Consider the following 14,752-nt stretch of genomic DNA (forward strand, 5'->3'; position numbering starts at 1 on the left):
CCCTCCCGAAAAGGTCGTGCGTCCGCACCGGTGTGCAAACGACTGCAATATCGTCTCACGATTTTGCAGTGGCGAACACCTCCGGATGCTGCACGAGCTCGATCCGGGTCCGGCGGATGTGCCCGCCGAGGACGCGCTGCGCGTCCTCGCCGTCGCGCCGCTCCAGGGCATCGAGCAGCAGCCGGTGCTCGGCGTTGACGACCCACATGCGGTCCAGGCCGGCCAGCGCCACGAAGGCGCGACGGTAGTGCTGCGTCGTGTTCCAGAGGCGGTGGACGCTGCCCAGCAGCGCGTCGATGGGACAGCGCGCGTAGGAGTCGAGGTGGAAGGCGCGGTCGAGGGCGATGAACTCGCCGACGTCGGTGTTGCGCTCGATCCGGTCCTGCAGGTCGCGCAGGTGCGCGATGTCGTCGTCGGCGAGCAGCGGCAGGCTCTCGGCCAGCGCCAGCGTGTCCAGCCGCTCGCGCATGAGGTACATGACCTCCATCTCGTGCCGCGAGAGCCGGGGCACGCGGGCGCCGCGGTTGGCCTGGCTCTCGGTGAGCCCCTCGGCCTCGAGGATGCGCAGCGCCTCGCGGACGGGCAGCCGGCTCGCGCCGAGTCGCTCGGCGACCTCCTCCTGCCGGATGCGCTCACCCGGCTGGATCTGGCCGCGCAGGATGGCCGCGCGCAGGTGATCGGCGATGCGGACGCTGGCGACCGAGGCTGCCGAGGTCGCGTCGGTGTCGCCGAGTGCGGTCATGTCCGCTGAAGCTACTCGCCGGTGCGGTGCCCGGCGATGTCGCCGCACCGGGATTCGGGGGCGTCCCGCGACCCCACCACCTCGCTCCGCTCGGGTTGGCCCCATGCCGGCGCGGTTGGCCCCACGCGGGCGCGGTCGGCCGGCCGCCGGAGCCGCGCCGTGGTGGGGCCAACCGGGCGGGACGGACGGTCAGGAGCTCGACCGCCGGTCGAAGGCCTTGCCACCGGGATAGGAGACGAGCTCGAACTGCATCCCCCACGGGGCGCGGAAGTAGACCCAGCGCTGACCCTCGCTCGGTCCCTTGCTCACCGTCGGCTCGCCCATCACGTCGACGCCGGCGGACTGCAAATATTGCACCGCGGCATCGAGATCGTCGACGTAGAGGGCGACGTGGTGACCGCCCACGTCGCTGTTGCGGGGCGGCGCGGCGGCCTGCTCGGTCGCCTCGTAGTGGAAGACCTCGAAGACGGCGGCGCCGCCGCAGCGGTAGAAGTGCAGCCGGCGCATGACGGCGCGCGGGTCGACTCCGAGATGGACCTGCATCCAGTCGTCGTCGTGTTCGAACGGACCGAGCGTGTACATGTACTCGCAGCCGAGGACGTCGACGAAGAAGGCGTGCGCCTCGTCGAGATCGGGCACCGTGACCCCGATGTGGTCCAGGCGGCGCAGTCCGGGAAGTGGCATGGAGCGCAGGCTAATGGAGCCAATCAATCCTGTGAAGCTCTATTCAGCAGCTATCTAGGCGCTTTCTGGATCCAAGGATTCTCCAACCTCGATCTGGACCGCATGCCGCGACGCGAGGTGGGGCGCCATCCGGTCACGGACGAAGGCGACGTGGGCGGGGTCGTCGAGATAGGCCACGACGTCCTCGGCACTCCGGCAGACGGCCAGCACGCCGAAGTCCGCGCCCTGCCGGATGCCGAGGGCGGGACCGCATTCGTAGCGCACGAAGTAGGGCAGGTCGCGGGTCAGCTCGCGCAGCCCGCCCGCCAGCGCCTCGCCGAGATCGGCAGGGGCGTCGTCGGCGAAGTGGAAGACGACCAGATGGGCGATCATCGCCCTAGCCTAGCCTGCAAACGTTTGGCATAGTCCAGCACAATCTTCGAGGGGAGACCTCATGTCCGCACCGCGCATCGCCGTCCTGGGCACCGGCGCCAACGGCGCCTCCATCGGCGCCGACCTGGTCCGCGCCGGCCACGACGTCACGTTCATCGAACAATGGCCCGAGCACGTGGTGGCGATGCGGCGTGACGGCGTCCGCATCGAGATGCCCGACCGGGTCGAGGTGACGCCGGTCCGCGTGCTGCACCTGTGCGAGGTGGCGACGCTGCGCGAACGCTTCGATGTCGTCCTGGTGTTGGTGAAGGCCTACGACACCCGGTGGGCCTGCCATCTCATCGAGCCGCACCTGGCCGAGGACGCCCTCGTCGTCGGCGTGCAGAACGGCATGACCGCAGACGTGGTCGCCGAGGTGGTGGGTGCGCACCGGGCCATGGGAGCGGTCATCGAGATCTCGTCGACGATGTACGAGCCCGGTGTCGTCGAGCGGCACTCGGGGCCGGACCGCTCCTGGTTCGCCGTCGGCAGCCTCTCCGCCGCCACCGCGGGGCGCGAGGAGGAGATCGCCTCGCTGCTGCGTTGCGCCGGCACCGTCGAGGTCGCCGAGGACATCCGCTCGGCGAAGTGGATGAAGCTGGTCAGCAACAGCACCACGCTCGTCACGACCGCGGTGCTCGACCTGCCCATGCTCGAGGCGACGGCGACACCGGGGATGCGCGAGCTCATGATCCGCTCCGGCGAGGAGGCGCTCGCGGTGGGCCGGCGGCTCGGTTACCAGGTGCTGCCGATCTTCGGTCTGACCGCCGCGCAGGTGGTCGAGCAGGAGGGGCTGGTCGAGCGGCTGCTGGACACGCTGCTCACCGGCTTCGTGCTGCCGTCGACGACCACGACGATCCTGCAGGACTGGCACAAGGGCCGCCGGAGCGAGGTCGGCGACATCAACGGCCGTGTCGTCGCCGGCGGTCGCGACACCGGGCTAACGACGCCGGTCAATGCCGCCGTCGTCGAGGTGGCACGGCGCATCGAGTACGGCGAGCTGGCGGCGGGCGCAGTGAACGTGGAGTTGCTCCTGGAGCTGGCCTCGGCACGCTCTGGGCTTCCAAATGGATCCATTACTAGCTAGAGTTCCCGCAGTTGTCCCGTCCGCGCCGCACTGAAGCGCCGGAACGGATCCATCTCATCGTCGAGGAGATCAGCCCGTGACTACCCGCCGCACGCTGACGGCCGCATCGCCGTGGGTCGAGCTCGAGCTCGACGACAGCGATCGGGCCGACGCCGACCCCGATCTGGTCCGGCAGCTGCTGGGTCGCGCCATCTGGATCCGATCCTTCGAGGAGTACGTCCTCGAGCTCGCCGGCGCCTCGCTGGTGCACGGCCCCGCGCACTCGAGCATCGGCCAGGAGGGCGGCGCGATCGGCTCGATCCTGCCGCTGCGCTCGGACGACATGATCAACGGCTCGCACCGCGGCCACCACCAGTTCCTGGCCAAGGCGTTCGGGCACGTCCTCGAGCCCAAGCCGGGGTCCCTGCCCGAGATCACGCCCGACGTCCACGAGGTGCTGCGTCGGACGCTGGCCGAGATCTGCGGCCTCGCCGACGGCTTCTGTCGGGGCCGGGGCGGGTCGATGCACCTGCAGTGGCGCGAGGCCGGCGCGATGGGCACCAACGCCATCGTCGGCGGTGGCGTGCCACAGGCAGCCGGGTTTGCGTGGAACATGCGCAAATCAGGATCGGACGCGGTCTCGGTGACCTACTTCGGCGACGGCGCCGTCAACATCGGCTCGGTGCTGGAGAGCTTCAACCTCGCCGCGGCCTGGAAGCTGCCGGTCTGCTTCTTCATCGAGAACAACCAGTACGCCGTCTCCACGCACGTCGCCAAGGCGACGGCCGAGACCCGGCTGTCGGCCCGCGGTCTCGGCTTCAACATTCCCAGCTGGCGGGTGGACGGCATGGACACCCTCGCCGTGCACGCGGCGATGAGCGAGGCCGTGGCGCACATGCGCGCGGGCAACGGCCCGACCATCGTCGAGGCCGATCTGTACCGCTACTTCCACCAGAACGGCCCGTTCCCAGGCTCGTCGTTCGGCTACCGCGACAAAGCCGAGGAGAAGCAGTGGCGCGCCCGTGACCCGATCGCGCAGCTGCAGGAGCTCGCCGTCGGCCGGGGCCTGGTCACTCTCGACGAGGTCGAGGCCGCCCGCAAGGACGTCGCCGACGTCATGCGCGGCATCGGTGACACCCTCTTCGAGCCGCTGCCCGGTGGCAAGCCGGGACAGCGACGCATCGTCGCCGACCGGTGGCCCGATCCCGGCTTCGTGGACGTCGGCATCCGGGGCGATCTCTCCGAGCTCGACGGGTCCCGCTACGAGGAGGCCGACGAGTACACCGGCGAGCTCGCCGAGCGGAAGTTCATCGACGTCGTCAGCGAGGTGATGGCCCGCCGCATGGCCACCGACGAGCGCATCGTCGTCATGGGCGAGGACGTCGACGGTCTCAGCGGCGGCACGAACGGGGCCACCCGCAAGCCGCTCAAGGACCACCCCGACCGCGTGCTCGGCACGCCCATCAGCGAGAACGCCTTCGCCGGGCTCGCCGGCGGCATGGCACTCGACGGTCGGTACCGCCCCGTCGTCGAGTTCATGTACGCCGACTTCATGTGGGTCGCAGCCGACCAGCTCTTCAACCAGGTCGCCAAGGCCCGGCACATGTTCGGCGGCGAGAGCAGTGTGCCGTTCGTACTGCGCTCCAAGCTCGCCGCCGGTACCGGCTACGGCTCGCAGCACTCGATGGACCCCGCGGGCATCCTCACCACCGCGCCCGGCCTGCGGGTGGTGGCGCCCTCCAACCCCTACGACTACGTGGGGCTGATGAACACCGCGCTGGCCTGCGACGACCCGGTGATCGTGCTCGAGCACGTCGACCTCTACGCCTCGACGGGAACCGGACCGGTCGACGACCTGGACTACCGGCTCCCGGTGGGCAAGGCCGCTCTGCGCCGGACCGGCGACGACCTCACCGTCATCAGCTACCTCAGCATGGTGGGGCACTGCGAACAGGCGCTCGACGAGGTCACCGAGATCGCGGCCGACCTCATCGACCTGCGCTGGCTGGACCGCGCCTCGCTGGACTGGGACGCCATCGAGCAGAGCGTCCGGAAGACCAATCGGGTCCTCATCGTCGAGCAGGGTGCCAAGGGCACCTCCTACGGCGGCTGGCTCGCCGATGCCATCCAGTCGCGCCTCTTCGACTGGCTCGACGCCCCCGTGCACCGGGTGACCGGCGCCGAGGCCTCACCCAGCATCAGCAAGGTCCTCGAGCGGGCGGCCATCGCCCGCACCGAGGAAGTCGTCAGCGCCCTGCGCGCGATCGCCGCGGAATAGGGACCCGACATGGCAGAGCTGCTCACCGTTCCCGAGGTCGCCGCCGGCGCGACCGACGTCGTCCTCACCGAATGGCTGGTGCCCGCGGGCTCGGCGGTCCGGGCCGGCGACGCCATCGCGGTCGTCGAGACCGACAAGGCCAACGTCGAGGTCGAGGCCGAACAGGACGCCGTCCTGCTCGGCACGCTGGTCGAGGCCGGGGCGCGCGCCGACGTCGGCTCGCCGCTGGCCCTCTTCGGCTCCGAGGCCGAGCGCGACCAAGACGTCGACGAGTTGCTGCGACGTCTCGGCGTGGCCGTCGCCGGCCCCGCTGCGACCGTGCCCGAGGCCGCCGAGCTCCCCGCCAAGGACCTCGCTGCGAGCACCACCACGGAGCCGGCGACCTCGTCGGCGGCGGAGTCCACCACTGACCCGGCCGCGGCCGCTGCCTCCGGGCCGGCCGCGGTCGCTGAACCCGGCGCGGCGAGCGGCGCGCGCCCCGGCGGCCGGCTCTTCATCTCGCCGCTGGCCCGGCGGATGCTCGCCGACGCCGGGTTGGACGCGCACAATGTCACCGGGACCGGCCCGAACGGTCGGATCTGTCGCCGCGACGTCGAGCAGGCGGTCAAGGCGGCTGCGACACCGACGCCGGCACCGACGCCGGCCACGGCACCCGCCCCCTCGGCGCCTGCACCGGCAGCAGCCGCGGCACCGACTCCCGCGGCGCCCGCCGCCCGTCCATCGGCGACTCCGGCCGGCACGGCGGTGCCGCACACCCGGCTCCGGAAGGCGATCGCGGCCCGGCTCACGCAGAGCAAACAGCAGGTCCCGCACTTCTACCTCACCCGCACCGTCGAGGTGGACGAACTGCTCGCGCTCCGCGCACAGCTCAACGAGGTCGCCACGACGAAGGTCTCGGTCAACGACCTGCTGGTGCGGGCCATGGCGGTGGGCTATGTCGCCGTTCCGGAGGCCAACGTCGTCTGGACCGACGACGCGCTCGTCACCCATGACACGGTCGAGCTCGCCGTGGCTATCGCCTCGCCCCGCGGGCTGGTGACGCCGGTGCTGCGCGGCGTCGAGTCGATGACGCCGAGCGCGATCTCGGCACGGGTGAAGGCCTTCGTCGCGCAGGCAGCCGACGGGACGCTGCGCCAGCACGACCTCGAGGGCGGCGTCGCCACGATCAGCAACCTCGGCATGTACGGCATCGACGACTTCGCCGCGATCATCAACCCGCCGCAGTCGCTCATCCTGGCGGTGGGTGCGGCGCGGCCGACACCGGTGGTCCGCGACGGTGCCGTCGTCGCCGCGACGACGCTGACGCTCACCCTGTCGGCCGACCACCGCGCGATCGACGGCGCGCTCGCCGCCCAGTGGCTCGCGCACGTCGTCACCGCCCTCGAGCGCCCGCTGCGCCTGCTCACCTGACCCGATCGGGGAGCGCCGGTCCCGCTCAGCGGGACCGGCGCTCCCCGATCGCGGGAGAGTGGCTGAGGAACGCCCCTGCCGTTCATCGTCCCTTCATCGGCGCACGGTCACAGTGACCGTGGCGTGAGGGAGGAGGGGCTGTGCGGACGAGTGCGCGGCTGCGCCGGATCCCCGTCGAGCCGGTGGTCTTCCTGGCGGCGCTGCTGGTGCGCGTCGGGGTCGTGCTGCGCCATCACGCCGGTCTGCACGGCTGGTTCGGCTACGACGCCTCCGTCTACTTCGCCGCTGCCGACGCACTGACGCACGGTCGGCTGCCCTATCGGGACTTCGTCCTGGTGCATCCCCCCGGCCTGATGCTGGCTCTGACGCCGTTCGCCGCGCTGACCCGTTTGACCAGCGACGGTGCGGCCTTCACCGTCGCCGCCCTCGCGTTCTGCGCGATGGGGGCGCTGAACGCCGTCCTCGTGGTGCGGGTGGCTCGGCGACTCGGCCTCGGCAGGCGGGCCGCCGCGGTGGGCGGCCTCTTCGCCGCACTGTGGTTCGGGTCGGTCGGCGCGGAGTACCTGACTCGCCTCGAGCCGTTGGGCAACCTGCTGCTGCTCGCCGCCGTGCTGTTGCTGCTCCGGGCGCAGCGCGACGCCACCGCCTGGCCGGCGCTGCTCGGTGGGGCCGCACTGGGCGGGTTGGTCAGCGTGAAGATCTGGTGGTTCCCCGTCGCGGCGCTGGTCCTCGCCTGGCACGTCTGGCGGAGCCGGTCGGCGCGGTCGTCGGCTGCGGTGGCCGGTGGTGTCGTAGCCGCGCTCGCGGTGGTGGATCTGCCGTTCTTCCTCGCGGCACCGCGGGCGATGATCGCCTCGGTCGTGCAGGACCAGCTGGGCCGTCCGGACGGACCGGTCTCGACGGTGCAGCGACTGGCCGACCTCAGCTCGATCACCGCGGTGCACCGGCCGCTCACCGGGGTCGAGCAGCAGCTCGCCGCGCTCGCCGTGGTGATTGCGTTGGGCGCCCTCATGGCGCGCGCCTGGCCGATCCGCCCGGCGCGTCCGGCGCTCGTGCTGCTGGTCGGGCAGCTGGCGGTGCTGCTCGCGGCGCCGTCCTGGTTCGCCTTCTACACCGACTACCTGGCGTTGGCCCTCGCCCTCACGGTCGCCGCCGCAGCCGCCCCGCGGCGGCGGCGCGTCGGTGCGGCCATGCCGTGGCTGGTGACCTCGGCCGCCGCCGCGATCACGGTGGCCACCCTGCTGCTCGGCACCACCGTCGTCGTGCCCTATCGCGGGGCGGCGCGATTGACGCGCGCGGTCGCGGGGGTGCGCTGCGTCATGAGCGACACCCCCATGGTGGAGATCGACCTCGACGTCCTGTCCCGCGACCTGCGCGACGGGTGCCGCAACTGGGTGGACGTCACCGGCCGCACCTACGGCCCGGACCGTGGCACTGGCCGGCAGGCGGTCGATCGCGGCGCCAACGTGCGCTGGCAGCGCGATCTGCGTGCCTACCTGCTCTCGGGGGATGCCGTCGTCCTCGGCCGCGCGGCGGGCACCGGCATCACCCGGCGCGACCGGGCGGTACTGGCCTGCGGCGGCGTCCTGGCCCGCGCCGGCGGGCACGTCGTCTACCGGGTCCGGCACGTCGGCGGGCGTGTCGCCTGTCCGGGCCGCGGCATCACGGGCGGAGTCGCACTTGTCGGTCGGGGGCGGCATCGGTTAGCGTCGTAGCCAATTACTTCACCCACTGAAGAAAAGGCCCGCCATGACCCTCGAACCGACCCGCGACGACCACTTCAGCTTCGGTCTGTGGACGGTGGGGTGGCAGGCCCGCGACCCCTTCGGTGACGCCACCCGGCCGGCCCTGGACCCGGTCGAGGCGGTGCACCGGCTCGCCGAGCTCGGCGCCTGGGGCATCACCTTCCACGACGACGACCTCATCCCCTTCGGCTCGTCGGCCGCCGAGCGGGACGCGATCATCGCCCGCTTCCGCAAGGCCCTGGACGAGACCGGGCTGGTGGTGCCGATGGTGACGACCAACCTCTTCACCCACCCGGTCTTCAAGGAAGGCGCGCTCACCGCCAACGACCGCTCGGTGCGGCGCTTCGCGTTGCGCAAGCTGCTGCGCAACGCCGAGTTCGCCGCCGAGCTCGGCGCCGAGACCTTCGTGATGTGGGGTGGTCGCGAGGGCACCGAGAGCGACTTCGCCAAGGACCTCACCGCCTCGCTGGACCGCTACCGCGAGGGCATCGACACCGTCGCGGCACACATCAAAGACAACGACCTGGGCCTGCGCATCGCGCTGGAGCCCAAGCCCAACGAGCCTCGCGGCGACATCTTCCTCCCCACCGTCGGTCACGCGCTCGCCTTCATTGAGCAGCTCGAGCACGGCGACATCGTCGGCGTGAACCCCGAGGTTGGCCATGAGCAGATGGCCAACCTCAACTACGCCCACGGCATCGCGCAGGCGCTGTGGGCCGGCAAGCTCTTCCACCTGGACCTCAACGGGCAGCGCGGTCCGAAGTACGACCAAGACCTGGTCTTCGGCCACGGCGACCTGCTCAACGCCTTCGCCCTCGTCGACCTGCTCGAGCACGGTGCGCCCGGCGGTGGCCAGGCCTACACCGGCCCGCGTCACTTCGACTACAAGCCGCTGCGCACCGAGGACGTCGCCGGCGTCTGGACCACCGCCGAGGCCAACATGCGCACCTACCTGCTGCTGCGTGACCGTGCCCGGGCCTTCCGTGCCGACGCCGAGGTCGTCGAGGCGATGGCGGCGGCCGGTGTGGCCGAGCTGCGCGAGCCGACCCTCGGCCCGGACGGCCGCGCCGGACTGCTCGCCGACACCTCCGCCTTCGAGGACTTCGACGCCGACGCCTCCGGCGCCCGCGCCACCGGCGTGGTCCGCCTCAACCAGCTGGCGATCGAGCACCTGGCCGGGGCCCGCTGACATGACGCTCGTGGCCGGTGTCGACTCCTCCACGCAGGCGTGCAAGGTCGTCGTGGTCGATGCCGACACCGGTGAGGTCGTCCGCGAGGGACGGGCCGCGCACCCCGATGCGCGCGAGGCCGACCCCGCCGACTGGGAGGCCGCGCTCTCGCAGGCGGCCGCGGCGGCGGGCGGTCTCGACGACGTCGCCGCGGTGTCGGTCGCCGCGCAGCAGCACGGCCTCGTCGCCCTCGACGAGCGGGGCGAGGTGATCCGTCCCGCGCTGCTGTGGAACGACGTCCGGGCCGCCGGGGCGGCCGAGGAGCTGATCGCCGAGGCCGGCGGCCCGCAGGCGTGGGCCGAGGCGGTCGGCTCGGTCCCGGTGTCGTCCTTCACGATCTCCAAGCTGCGCTGGCTCGCCCGTCACGAGCCGGAGAACGCGGCGCGGATCGCCTCGGTCTGCCTGCCTCATGACTGGCTGACCTGGCGGCTCTCCGGCAGCAGCGACCCGGCGACCATCACGACCGACCGCGGCGACGCCAGCGGCACCGGCTACTGGTCACCGGCGAGCGGGCAGTGGCGCCCCGACCTGGTCTCGCTCGCCCTCGGCCGCGAGGTCGCCCTCCCCACCGTCCTCGGTCCGCTGGACAGTCCCGGCCGCACCCCGTCCGGGGCCGTCCTCGGTGCCGGGACGGGCGACAACGCCGGGGCGACGCTCGGTGTCGACGCGCAGCCGGGGGAGGTGCTGGTCTCGATCGGGACCTCGGGCGTCGCCTGCATGCGTGCCGACGCACCGGCCGCGGACGCCACCGGCATCGTCGCCGGCTTCGCCTCCGCCTCGGGGGACTACCTCCCGCTGGTCTGCACGCTGAACGCGGCGCGGGTACTGCAGGCGGTGGCGACCGTGCTCGGCGTCGACCAGAGCCGCTTCGACGAGCTCGCCCTCGACGCCCCGCCCGGCGCCGACGGACTCGTCCTCGTCCCGTACCTGGAGGGGGAGCGGACGCCGAACCTGCCCGACGCCCGCGGCTCGCTGCACGGGATGTCCCTGGCGACCTGCACGCCGTCGCACCTGGCGCGGGCCGCCGTCGAGGGAATGCTCGCCGGGCTGGCCGACGCGGTCGACGCCCTGCCGGCCCGGGTCGACACCGTGCTCCTGGTGGGTGGTGGCACCCGGTCGCGGGCGGTGCGGGAGATCGCGCCGACGATCTTCGGGACGCGCGTCGTCGTCCCGGCCGCGGCGGAGTACGTCGCGCTGGGGGCGGCTCGGCAGGCGGCCCTGGCCCTGCACGGTGACGCGCAGCTGCCGGCCTGGCCCCGGCGTGGCGCCGAGGAACGCCCGGCGGCGCCGGTTCCGGCGATCCGGCAACGCTATGCCACCTACGCCGCCCTCGCCGGCCGCTGACGCCGCAGTGCCGCCAGTGCCTGCAGTATCGCCAGTGCCGCCAACAGCTCCCGCCCGCCCCGAGCCGTCCCCCGCGGGAGCCGCGCCGACGTCGTCACAGGCTGTCCGGCGGCACAATCGCGCCCTGGTGCTGGCGGCGGTGGCAGCCGGACCGGGGCGGTCCCGGGCGCGCCTCGCCACCGAGCTGGGACTCTCCGCCGCGACGGTCTCCTCCCTGGTCGAAGAGCTGGTCGCGGCCGGGCTCGTCCGGACCGCCGCACCCACGGGCACCGGCCGCGGCCGCCCGGCCCTGCCGCTGGAGCTGGACCCCGCCGGCCCTGCGGTGGTGGGTGTCGAGCTCGGCGTGGCGCAGGTGAGCGCGGTCGTGCTGGACCTCACCGCCAGCGTCCTGGCCCACGCGCAGGTGTCGCTGGACGGGACGCGGACGCCGGCCGCCACGCTGCGGCGGCTGGTGACGGTGGTCGAGCAGGCGGTCGACTCCGCGGGCGCCACCATCGCGCACGGCACCATCGCCGTCCCCGGCCTGCTCGACCGATCGCAGCGGATCCGCAGGCTGCCCAACATGCCGGCATGGCAAGGTCGCGACATCGCCGCCGACCTCGGTGCCGCCCTGGACTTCTCGATGCGCGCCGACAACGAGGCGAACCTCGCCGCGCTGGCCGAGGTCCGCGCCGGGACGGTCGGGCCGGACTTCCTGCACGTCTCCGGCGAGGAGGGTGTCGGTGCCGCCGTGGTCCTCGGTGGCACGGTCTTCCGGGGTGCCCGCGGCTTCGCCGGCGAGCTCGGCCACGCGGTGGTGGACCCCGCCGGTCCGCGCTGCGGCTGCGGCGCGCGGGGCTGCCTCGAGCAGTACGCTGGCCTCGACGCGTTGCTGCGCGCTGCAAGGGTCGAGTCGGTCGAGGCGCTGCTCGCCGCGGCCGAAGCCGGTCACGGCCGGGCGCAGCAGGCGCTGGGCCGGGCGGGGGACGTCCTGGGCCGGTTGCTCGCCGACGCCGTCAACGTCCTCGACGTCCCGGCCGTCGTCCTCGGCGGTGCCTACGCCCGGCTCTTCGACTACCTCGTCGACCCGGTCCGCGCTCAGCTCGCCGCCCACGTGCTGAGCCGGGACCTGGCGGTGACCGAAGTGGTCCGCTCGGCGCACGGCGAGCAGGCCGCCGTCCTCGGTGCCGCGCTGGGGGCGCTCGACGACCTGCTCTCGGGACGGGTGGCGCCCCCGCGGCTGCCCACCTGACGAGCTGGTCCGGTCAAAGGTGGTCGCCTCGCCGCCGGCAGTCGACGTCACGTCCCCGGCCGGTGCCGGGGAATAAGCTGCGATGCCCACCCCGTCCCGCACCCCTCGGAGCCTGTCGTGAATATCGGCGAGATCGCCCGCAGGGCCGGCGTCTCGCGCAGCACGGTCTCCTATGCGCTGAGCGGCAAGCGACCCATCGCCGAGACCACGCGGCAGCGCATCTTCGCGGTGATGGAGCAGGAGAACTACCGTCCCAGTGCCGCGGCGCGGGCCCTGTCGTCGGGCACGACCTCGACGATCGGGTTGGTCATCCCGCCGCTGCACCACCGGCTCAGCGCCGCCCAGCTGCAGTTCGTCGGCGCGGTCGCCGAGGCGGCCTCCGAGCGGGATCACGACACCCTGCTCTCGCCGAGCGGCGACGACCGGCAGGCCGCCGTGGACCGGCTGGTCGGCGAGCGCCGGGTGGACGGCCTGGTGCTGATGGAGACCCGCGTCGACGATCCCCGGGTGCAGCCGCTCATCGACGCCCGGGTGCCCTTCGTGACCATCGGCCGCACCGGGCAGGCCGAGCACCACAGCTGGGTCGATCTCGATCACGACGGCCTGGTGCGCCGCGCGGTGGATCTGCTCGTCGAACTCGGCCACACCCACCTCGCCCTGGTGAACCGACCGGCCGAGCTCTACGAGCTGGGGTACATCTCGGCGCGGTTGTCGCAGGCGGCCTTCCTGGCGGCCGTGACGTCGCGCGAGGTCGTGGGCCAGGTCATCTGCAGCGAGGACGACGACGCCGACGCCGCCAGGTGCCTGCGCGAGCTGCGGCAGCGCGACCCCGAGCTGAGTGCCATCGTCACCATCAACGAGCGCTCGCTGCGCGGGCTGGTCGACGCGGCGACCGAGGCCGACCTGACCGTCGGAACCGAGCTGTCGATCATTGCGGTGGCCCCGGACTCGCTCGCCGCCACCCTGCGGCCGGCCGTCAGCAACGCCGACGTCCCCGCTGCCGACATGGGGCACATCGCCGTCGACGCCCTGCTCGACATGATCGCCGATCCCGCGCGGCCCATGGTGCAGCGACTGCTCAGCCCGGCCTTCACCAATCGCGGCTCGACGGCCAGATGGCCGGCCTCGTCCTGATCTGTCGCCCTCCGTCCGGGACTGCCGTCGTCCGCACGTCACAGAACAGTTACCGGGACGCAACAGGCTCTTGCGTGGACGGGGCGGCGAGGTTAGTTTCGTCGCACTCCATCGAACCGGTTCGATGATGAGCATGCGGCGGGGCGGACCCGTACTCGCCGGCCACTCCCGACAGGAAGGACCACCGTGGTCTCCCATCGTCTCTGGCATCGTGCCGGCGCCGTCGCCGCCGCTGCCACGCTCGTCGTCACCGCCGCCGCCTGCTCGTCCGGCTCGGGGTCGGACTCCGGCTCGGGATCCGGTTCCGGCGGCACGTACACCGTGTGGGACCCCTACCCGCAGTTCACGGCCAGCTCGGACTGGGTCAAGACCGTCACCAGCTGCGGCAAGCAGGCCGGTGTCTCCATCAAGCGGACCGGCTTCGACACCACCGATCTGGTCAACAAGGTGCTGCTCGCCGCCCAGCAGGGCAAGGCGCCCAACATCCTGGTCGTCGACAACCCGGTCGTCTCCACCCTCGCCGAGGGCGGCGTCCTCAACACCACCGAGGACCTCAAGCTCGACACCGACGCGATCGCGTCGAACATCCTCGCCGCGGGCCAGCTGGACGGGAAGACGTACGGCGTGCCGATCGGCGCCAACACCCTCGCGCTCTACTACAACAAGAAGGTGCTCTCGGCGGCTGGCGTCGACATCTCCTCGGTCAAGGACTGGGCCTCCCTCACCGCCGCGCTGGCCAAGGTCAAGGCCGCCGGCAAGAAGGGCATCACCTTCTCCGCCGTCGGCACCGAGGAGGGCAGCTTCCAGTTCCTGCCCTGGTACTGGGGTTCCGGTGCCAAGCTGACCGACCTCACCTCGTCGGACGCGCAGTCCGCCCTGGGACTGTGGAAGGGCTGGCTGGACAAGGGCTACGCCCCCAACAGCGTCCTCAACAACACCCAGCAGACGAGCTGGCAGGAGTTCCTCTCCGGCGACTACGCCTTCGGTGAGAACGGCACCTGGCAGCTCGCCGGCGCGCAGAAGTCCGGCCTGGACTACGGCATCATCTCCGTCCCGGCCAAGGACGGCGGGGCCGCGCCAACCCCCACCGGTGGCGAGTTCGTCACCGTGCCGGTGCAGCAGGACAAGGGCACCGACGCCACCTCGGCGAAGATCGTCAGCTGCCTGACGAGCGCCAAGACCGTCCTGGCCACCGACACCGCACTCTCCTACGTCTCGGCGATCACGAGCGTGCAGGCCGAGCAGGTGGCCAAGAACCCGGCCCTCAAGCCGTGGGTCGCGGCTGTCCAGACCGCCAAGGGCCGCACCAGCGACAACCTCGGCACGAAGTACCCGAAGATCTCCGAGCCGATGTGGGGCGCGGTCCAGGCGGCGCTGAGCGGATCGAAGTCCGTGAAGTCGGCCCTGGACGACGCCCAGCAGGCCGTGCGCTGACGGACCCGACCGGTTCGAGCTCCGCCTGCACAATCCCTCCGCCG

At 72.3% G+C, this 14,752-nt stretch carries 12 protein-coding genes; 9 read left to right on the top strand and 3 right to left on the bottom strand.

Annotated features, from left to right (window positions below; all coding sequences use genetic code 11):
• Positions 1–55 precede the first annotated feature (55 nt).
• The 3 genes from AC0NZQ_RS07605 to AC0NZQ_RS07615 all read right to left on the bottom strand — a co-directional run bounded on the left by AC0NZQ_RS07605 (position 56) and on the right by AC0NZQ_RS07615 (position 1,798).
• Positions 56–742 carry a GntR family transcriptional regulator gene (locus AC0NZQ_RS07605; protein WP_474529087.1) on the bottom strand — a complete coding sequence of 229 codons (687 nt, stop codon included), beginning with the start codon at positions 740–742 and terminating at the stop codon, positions 56–58.
• Between the two features lie 189 nt (positions 743–931).
• A complete protein-coding gene (locus tag AC0NZQ_RS07610) occupies positions 932–1,426 on the bottom strand; it encodes a VOC family protein (RefSeq protein WP_474529088.1) in 495 nt (164 codons plus the stop codon).
• Positions 1,427–1,480: 54 nt separating this feature from the next.
• The gene (locus AC0NZQ_RS07615; protein WP_474529089.1) at positions 1,481–1,798 is read right to left on the bottom strand and encodes a Dabb family protein; all 318 of its coding nucleotides are present in this window, start codon (positions 1,796–1,798) and stop codon (positions 1,481–1,483) included.
• Between the two features lie 61 nt (positions 1,799–1,859).
• Here AC0NZQ_RS07615 and AC0NZQ_RS07620 point away from each other — a divergent pair, with 61 nt between their 5' ends.
• The 9 genes from AC0NZQ_RS07620 to AC0NZQ_RS07660 all read left to right on the top strand — a co-directional run bounded on the left by AC0NZQ_RS07620 (position 1,860) and on the right by AC0NZQ_RS07660 (position 14,708).
• Positions 1,860–2,924 (top strand): ketopantoate reductase family protein, encoded by a 1,065-nt coding sequence (locus AC0NZQ_RS07620; protein ID WP_474529090.1) that lies wholly within the window; start codon positions 1,860–1,862, stop codon positions 2,922–2,924.
• A 76-nt stretch (positions 2,925–3,000) separates the two neighbouring features.
• Positions 3,001–5,181 (top strand): alpha-ketoacid dehydrogenase subunit alpha/beta, encoded by a 2,181-nt coding sequence (locus tag AC0NZQ_RS07625; protein WP_474529091.1) that lies wholly within the window; start codon positions 3,001–3,003, stop codon positions 5,179–5,181.
• A gap of 9 nt (positions 5,182–5,190) precedes the next feature.
• Positions 5,191–6,591: a dihydrolipoamide acetyltransferase family protein gene (locus AC0NZQ_RS07630; protein WP_474529092.1), complete on the top strand. Its 1,401-nt coding sequence runs from the start codon at positions 5,191–5,193 to the stop codon at positions 6,589–6,591.
• 140 nt (positions 6,592–6,731) lie between these two features.
• A complete protein-coding gene (locus AC0NZQ_RS07635) occupies positions 6,732–8,306 on the top strand; it encodes a hypothetical protein (RefSeq protein ID WP_474529094.1) in 1,575 nt (524 codons plus the stop codon).
• A 34-nt stretch (positions 8,307–8,340) separates the two neighbouring features.
• The gene (xylA, locus tag AC0NZQ_RS07640) at positions 8,341–9,525 is read left to right on the top strand and encodes a xylose isomerase (RefSeq protein ID WP_474529095.1); all 1,185 of its coding nucleotides are present in this window, start codon (positions 8,341–8,343) and stop codon (positions 9,523–9,525) included.
• 1 nt (position 9,526) lies between these two features.
• Complete coding sequence (gene xylB / locus AC0NZQ_RS07645; protein WP_474529097.1) at positions 9,527–10,909, top strand: xylulokinase; 1,383 nt, start codon at positions 9,527–9,529, stop codon at positions 10,907–10,909.
• Positions 10,878–12,140: an ROK family protein gene (locus tag AC0NZQ_RS07650; RefSeq protein ID WP_474529098.1), complete on the top strand. Its 1,263-nt coding sequence runs from the start codon at positions 10,878–10,880 to the stop codon at positions 12,138–12,140. The genes xylB and AC0NZQ_RS07650 overlap by 32 nt, the downstream gene beginning before the upstream one ends.
• Before the next feature lie 117 nt (positions 12,141–12,257).
• Entirely contained in the window at positions 12,258–13,274 is a 1,017-nt protein-coding gene (locus AC0NZQ_RS07655) for a LacI family DNA-binding transcriptional regulator (RefSeq protein ID WP_474529099.1), read from the top strand.
• A 186-nt stretch (positions 13,275–13,460) separates the two neighbouring features.
• The gene (locus AC0NZQ_RS07660) at positions 13,461–14,708 is read left to right on the top strand and encodes a sugar ABC transporter substrate-binding protein (RefSeq protein ID WP_474529100.1); all 1,248 of its coding nucleotides are present in this window, start codon (positions 13,461–13,463) and stop codon (positions 14,706–14,708) included.
• The last annotated feature ends 44 nt before the right edge of the window (positions 14,709–14,752 follow it).

It is taken from the genome of Jatrophihabitans sp. sgz311053, assembly GCF_056135305.1.